The following is a 6,523-nucleotide window of genomic DNA, read 5'->3' as shown; positions in this document are numbered from 1 at the left end:
AAAATCTTCTCGCAGTTTTAAGTAGACCAATTTCGATTACTGCCAAAAAGAATAAGACTGCGGTGAAGATTGATTACAAAGTTATCGTGGATTTGCCTGAAAGTTAGGGCTAATTCACCAGCCACTATGTACATGGCGGCTATAAAATGTAGGAAAGGGCGTGCGGACGTTTTTCTGGACTTTCAACCTCAGGCGGCCTTGCTCTGACGGTATTCTTGCGGGCTCTTTCCTCCTAAAACTTTTTTTCTTCGCTTTGTGTTATACCACTCGATATACAGGTCGAGTTCTTTGGTGAAATCATCAATAGATTTTCCTAGCCAACTTCTGTTGTAAAAGAACTCAGTCTTTAGATGACCGAAGAAGCTCTCCGCTTGAGCATTATCTGGGGTGCTGGCTTTTTTCGACATAGAACGTGTGAAGCCGAATCCATTCATTAACTCAATCCAGCCTGGCCAACGATAATGCGCGCCTCGATCTGAATGTACAATAGGTTTCTCGTTGAGCGTAAAGGTCTCTGCCGCAGCGCTGAGCATTGTGTTAACCAGTTCGGCGTTAGGACTGGTGCCAATTGTCCAACTCGTGATTTGGCCGTCAAAGCAATCAATTAGCGGAGACAAGTATACCTTCCCCGCCTGGATAGAAAACTCCGTAATGTCCGTAACGAGCTTCTGGTTGGGAGCCTCAGCTTGAAAGTCTCGATCAAGAATATTGGGGACTGCCGGCGTGATTTCTCCTGCATACGAGCTGTATTTGCGACACCGGGTAACGGTGACTTCCAGACCTTCCTCACTCATCAATCGTCGGATCACTTTTTCGGAAAGATGGATGCCCTCATCATCTAATTCCATCTTGATCCGGCGATATCCATAGCTCTCGTAGTTCTGTTTAAAGATAACTTTTAAACGAGGACGGATGGCCTCATACTTATCGCCTTTAGCGATGGCGTCACGTTGATAGAAGTAGCTACTCTTCGACAGCTGAAGCGCCTTGAGTAACGTATTGAGCGAGTATTTGTCACGCAGGGCATCAATCACCTGAACCTTTTCTCGATTGGTCAGATTTAGATGATCGATGCCCAGATCTTTTTTTAGAAGGGCGTTCACTTGGAGGAGGATATCATTTTGAAGCTCAAGTTCTTTGATTCGAGCTTGGAGGCTTGAGACTTCTGGGTTAACTATTTTCTCGGCACTTCTTTCATCTGATAAACTAGGCGCCTGCTTTGCCGGAAAGGTTTCTCCAAGTACGTCTCGTTTCCAACCATAAAGTGTTTCACGGCTGACCCCGAAGTCCTCTGCGATTTCTCTGGCCGGAACCTCTCGCTTATAAAGCGCCTCAACAGCCTTGGCCTTAACTTCTTCAGTTGCGGCGGGCTTATTCACAACTGTACGACTCCGCAACGTATCATCACAACGTGGGTCTTCAAGAAGCCACTCGCGAAGAAGTTGGCGTGAGGGATATCCAAGTGCCTTGACTGTCTTAGTGATAAACTGACCGTGCTCAAAAAAGTGATCCACTGCGGCCTGGCGCTGAGTATCAGAGTACTTGGGTTTTCGTTTTCTAGGAGTATCGGTATGCGTCGCTTTGGCATCTTCTTCATAGTCTTTGATCCACCGTTTCAAGGCGCCCAAAGACGGATAACCTAATTCTCGGGTTACTGCACTCCATGAATGATGATATTGGTAGTAGAGCTCGATAGCTCTTTTCTTGTCTGCTTTTGAATACATAATGACATCATACCCGAAGTCCAGGTTTTTGTCCGCACGCCCAAAATGGCGATTTGAAATTGTCGGTTTTCCTGCATTTTTTGATATCATGAATCACATCGTAACCAAGGAGGAAAACGATGTGAGACAGGACATTCGAGAAGGAGTTAGAAAATATATGATTGAGGATATGAAACCCAACTTCGCTGCTATAGCCGAGCAATACAACTGTGATTACCGCACCGTCAAGCGGGCATACGAGGAGGTTAAGCGAGGAAGCAGCGATTCACTACCCCAACCCACCGAGGCCAGAGCTAAGCGACCAAGCAAACTGGATCCATTTCGCGAAAAGATTGATGAGAAGCTAAACATTCCGTGTTCAGCGATGGCCATCTACAAATTCATTGTGAAGCACGGCTTCACCGGCAAGTACTCGATTGTGCGAGACTATTGTGCCAAGTACAAGAAACACCAAGTACATAAAGCGACGATCAGAGTCGAACATACCGCCGGGCTTTCAGCGCAGGTTGACTGGAAAGAAGAAATGACACTGTATAACACCGAAGGCAAAGCCTTCACGTTCAACATCTTCTTGTATGTATTGCCATATTCCAAGCTGAAGTACCTGACGTTGATCTTTGAACGCAGCCAAGACACTCTCTTCAACTGTTTGGACGACGCTTTTCATCATACTGGTGGCATTCCCAAAGAGATCTGGTTTGACAACATGAAGCAAGTCGTCGATCATGCCAAGTCAGACATCGGCCAGCGCGTTGTATTGAATGAGCGCTTCAAGCAGTTCAGTCAGGATGCCGGCTACAAGCCGGTTGTCTGTCGCGTCTTCCGTCCGCAAACCAAAGGTGTTGTCGAAGCCTTGGCCCGTACCACGGAACGTCTGCGGGTCTATAACAATGAGTTTTACGACGAAGTGGATCTGGTCAATATCGTTGATGAACTGTGTTACGACCTCAACCACGAGGTCTCACAAGCTACCGAAGAGATACCCATCTACAAGTGGGAGAACGAAGAAAAGGAGTACCTGCACGAGCTGCCAGATAACCTTCTCGATCCATACTTTGAAGAAGACATTACCCGTGTCGTCTCCAAAGAATCGATGGTGATCTTTCGCAAATGCAAGTACTCCGTAGATCCGCGCTACATTGGTCGCACCGTTGGCATCGAGTTGACCAATGATGAGCAGCATATCCAAATCTATTATAACGGAGAGATGATTCGCGCGCACGAGATTACGACCCATCAATTTAACTACAACACGGACGACCAGCTGAAGATTCTGGGTTCAGATCTGCTTAAAGGCAAAGACCCTGAAGATATTCTGGGCTTCATCAAAGAACATCTGAACGATTACGACAAAGTGTGAGGTCACAGCCCATGACGAAATTTCAAGAATTACTGACTAATCTGGATGCATTAGGCCTAGGCAAGATGCATGCTTATTTGCCTGACTATATCGACCAAATCAACACCCAGCAGCTATCGTTTACCGACGCAATGCTAAACCTCACCGAAGCAGAATTACACTGGCAAAGTGATCAAGAAGTTGAACGGATCATTCACCGCGCACACTTTCCACAAGCGAAGACGCTTAAGGAGTTTGACTTTGATTTCCAGCCAAACATCAACAAGCAAGAAGTCCTTGGTTTCCAAGACCTCGCCTTCATGGAGAAGCGAGAGAATCTTGTCTTCATTGGTAGCCCAGGGGTGGGTAAGACCCACTTGGCCATCAGCATCGGCATCGAGGCGTGCCGGCAAGGCAAGCGCACGCTGTTTATCAACTGCCATGAGCTTTTGAGCCAGCTTCGTGCTGCATATGAGAAAGGTGACTTGGATCGTAGTATCAATCGATATGCGCGCTATGACCTATTGGTGGTCGACGAGATCGGGTATCTGCCAATCGATCACGACGAAGCCAATCTCTTATTTCAGCTGGTCAATGCAAGGTATGAGAAACACTCAACCATCATCACCAGCAACACTGACTTATCCGGCTGGGTAGAAATCTTCCAGAACCCAACTGTGACTGCGGCAATCCTGGACCGTCTAGTTCACCATGTACATGTGGTGAAGATCACGGGGAAATCATACCGCCTGAAAGGTGCTGGTTGACCGCCTAAAACCTACATTTTTAAACCGCCATAAACCTGCATTTCAAGACCGCCCTTGACAGGCATAACTTGTTTGCCAACCTTAACGATGCTGACGGCGAAGCAGTCGTGCGCCAAGCGTTGGATTCAGGCGTCACGTTGCTGGATACGGCGTTTATGTATGGTAAAGGCCGCTCAGAAGAAATTATCGGGCAAGTATTAAAAGACTATGATCGCAGCAAAGTGGTGATCGCCACCAAAGCGGCGCAAGATCCTGCGCGTGATTTTAAGCCCAACAACACGCCAAGCTTTTTGACGCAAGCGGTTGATGATGCGTTGGTACGCTTGCAAACAGACTACTTGGATATTTTCTATATTCATTTTCCGGATGCGGACACGCCGAAGAATCTTGCTGTGGCGGCGTTGCAAAAACTCAAGCAAGCGGGCAAGATCCGGGCCATCGGGGTGTCGAATTTCTCGTTGGATCAAATCAAAGAAGCGAATCTCGATGGGTTTGTGGATGTGGTAGAAGACCATTACAGTTTGGTCCATCGCCAACTTGAAACCACGCTTTGGCCATACTTAACGGCGCACAACATTGACTTTGTGCCATACTTCCCGTTAGCGTCAGGCTTGTTGACGGGAAAATATTCTTCCGCTGATGCAGGAAAATTCACTCAGTTCACGCCAGCCCAATATGATCAGATCATGAAGGCGTTGGCGCAGGTGAAGCATTTGGCTGAGTTGCATCAAGCCACGACGGCGCAGATCATTTTGGCTTGGTATTTGCAAAATCCACAAATCACCACAGTCATTCCAGGCGCACGGTTGCCACAACAAGTATTGGCCAATGTCAAAGCCCAAGATGTGCATTTGTCGGCGGCTGAATATGGTCAGATCTCAACGCTGTTTTCACAGTTTTAAGCGATTTATGTATCCTCAGGCCAAGTGAGCCTGGGGATTTTTTTGTCGGTTTTATAACTCGGCGAAGGCAAAACGTGCGCGTTGGAATTCATCGAGAATATTTTTTTCGCCAACTGCGCGCAACAATTCACGATCCATCGGGTGACCAAAGGCGAAGTTGCCTTCCAAGTTGGGTTGATGGTGGACCCGTGGGTACTGGCTCACTGCGCCATAAAGCTGGTTGCCTAAAGGGTATGGCGTGTGAAATGAAAAGGTGAAGTCCGCATTGCTGATTTGGGTAAAATACAGCGCGTAGTAATCTTTGGTGATGCTGACTTGGCACATTGGGCACACATCGATGGCGGCGCGGTGGTGTTGGTAATACAAATACACAGGAATGTCGTAGTTAGTTTCCAGCTGATAGGCTTCAAAGTGTTCAACACACAATGCCACGGTATAGCGATCGGCTTGTTTTGGCCGGTAAAAGCCATGGCTGATATGCGGATCGTGGCTTTCTAGAAATTCCGCGATCGCTAAGCCTTTAAGATGGTAGTAATCCGCCAAGCTGTGACTTTTTTCAGTCGTATGCAACTGCCAGTATTTTTGCACGTGGTTGATCTGTTGTGTCCAAAAGGCCAACAGAAATAAAGGCTGCTGAGCTGGCGGGACTTTTTGACGCAAGGCTTCGACACTTTGCCAAAAGGCCGTGCGTAAGTTGTCGCGCTGGACACGGTGGGCCAGCTGCTGTTGCTGGCGGCGGGTTTGCGCTTCTTGATAAGCTGGCAACGATTTTGCTTCTTGTCGCGCTTGGGCCAACAAAGCTTTGCGGCCGTCTGCACCTAACAGCTGCAACTGAAATACGTCTAAAGCCGAATACGCCGGCACCAGCACATCGTTGCCATACAAATGTGCTTGCCGCGTTGACGCAACTGGCAAATGACCAGTTTCAGTCAGTAAGTGGCGCTGTTCATAGCTCATTGAAAATGGCCAACGGTTGGCAACAAGTTCGGGAACCGCTTCTGGTTGATGTTCGAAGAATTTCAGCAATATTGCCGGGTCGGTTTTCACCAAGATCAACGCCACTTCAGCAAACAACGCGCGTTTGGCTTTTGTTGGCGGGAGTTGAAACTCAGCATCAGCGTTGCGTTGATACCAATGCAGAAAGTCTTTCAACGTGGCGACTGGTAGCAGATCGATCAAATCAGTGGCATATGCAGCCACGACATCAGTGAGATCAGACATAAGCGCGCCTCCTTTTTTGCGTTCATGATATAAATACGCAAGAAAAGGGGCGTTTGATACTTTGGAACGACAAGTTTTCTCCTAGTAGAGAGAACTTGTCGCAACCAGTAATGAATTATTCAATGAAAATAATCTTATACGGTAACTACTAGTATTCTCGACATGAAATATATGTTATATTTTTATAGCACTGTTTAGCGCAAAAAAATAGGGGTTAAGGGAGTCTAACGTGATTATTTTTCTTGTAATTTTACTAGCAATTTCTGTATTAGCATTTATTTCTGGCTTCGTGCTGATGATTGTATCATTTGTCACCAAGAAACCGATTAAGCGTTCGCTTTATGTGTTAGGTGGCGGAGCTGTGTTGAGTTTGCTGCTATTAATCGGGCTGGGTGCGTATCAAAGCCATCTTGATGCAGTTGAGCAAGCGCGAGTTGCCAAGCTGTCGCGCGGCACGCTATTCCGGCGGCCAATATTCAAAATAATCCGGCGGAATTTGCCTCTTTTCCGCCGATTTTTTTTGCGCTTTGACGATTTCTCAATTCCAATCCTGCATTATATTCCGGCCAC

Annotated in this window: 5 protein-coding genes and 1 pseudogene; 4 read left to right on the top strand and 2 right to left on the bottom strand. The window is 47.2% G+C overall.

The features are described 5' to 3' along the window. Nucleotides 1-188 precede the first annotated feature (188 nt). Nucleotides 189-1,724 carry an IS3 family transposase gene (locus tag ACKTSG_RS13305; protein ID WP_152164631.1) on the bottom strand — a complete coding sequence of 512 codons (1,536 nt, stop codon included), beginning with the start codon at nt 1,722-1,724 and terminating at the stop codon, nt 189-191. A gap of 121 nt (nt 1,725-1,845) precedes the next feature. On the opposite strand from ACKTSG_RS13305, the gene istA reads away from it, so the two are divergent. The 3 genes and pseudogenes from istA to ACKTSG_RS13290 form a co-directional block, all read left to right on the top strand. Continuing rightward, entirely contained in the window at nt 1,846-3,084 is a 1,239-nt protein-coding gene (istA, locus tag ACKTSG_RS13300; protein ID WP_407895439.1) for an IS21 family transposase, read from the top strand. Nucleotides 3,085-3,095: 11 nt separating this feature from the next. Then, the gene (istB, locus tag ACKTSG_RS13295) at nt 3,096-3,830 is read left to right on the top strand and encodes an IS21-like element helper ATPase IstB (protein ID WP_407895437.1); all 735 of its coding nucleotides are present in this window, start codon (nt 3,096-3,098) and stop codon (nt 3,828-3,830) included. Between the two features lie 62 nt (nt 3,831-3,892). After that, nucleotides 3,893-4,732, top strand: a pseudogene (locus tag ACKTSG_RS13290) (aldo/keto reductase); the annotation flags it as partial. Between the two features lie 51 nt (nt 4,733-4,783). On the opposite strand, the gene ACKTSG_RS13285 reads toward ACKTSG_RS13290, so the two are convergent. Then, nucleotides 4,784-5,953 (bottom strand): hypothetical protein, encoded by a 1,170-nt coding sequence (locus ACKTSG_RS13285; RefSeq protein ID WP_407895435.1) that lies wholly within the window; start codon nt 5,951-5,953, stop codon nt 4,784-4,786. A 229-nt stretch (nt 5,954-6,182) separates the two neighbouring features. On the opposite strand from ACKTSG_RS13285, the gene ACKTSG_RS13280 reads away from it, so the two are divergent. Next, the coding region (locus ACKTSG_RS13280; protein ID WP_407895433.1) for a hypothetical protein at nt 6,183-6,523 on the top strand (341 nt) is incomplete at its 3' end.

The sequence above is a fragment of the Lacticaseibacillus salsurae genome (genome assembly GCF_045862175.1).
Taxonomy (GTDB): domain Bacteria; phylum Bacillota; class Bacilli; order Lactobacillales; family Lactobacillaceae; genus Lacticaseibacillus; species Lacticaseibacillus salsurae.
This window is presented reverse-complemented; position numbering and strand designations above follow the sequence as displayed.

Bases quoted from the DNA above. Each gene is read 5' to 3' on its own strand.
- ACKTSG_RS13285 (WP_407895435.1), bottom strand. From the start codon at position 5,953: ATGTCTGATCTCACTGATGTCGTGGCTGCATATGCCACTGATTTGATC.
- ACKTSG_RS13305 (WP_152164631.1), bottom strand. From the start codon at position 1,724: ATGTATTCAAAAGCAGACAAGAAAAGAGCTATCGAGCTCTACTACCAA.
- istB (WP_407895437.1), top strand. From the start codon at position 3,096: ATGACGAAATTTCAAGAATTACTGACTAATCTGGATGCATTAGGCCTA.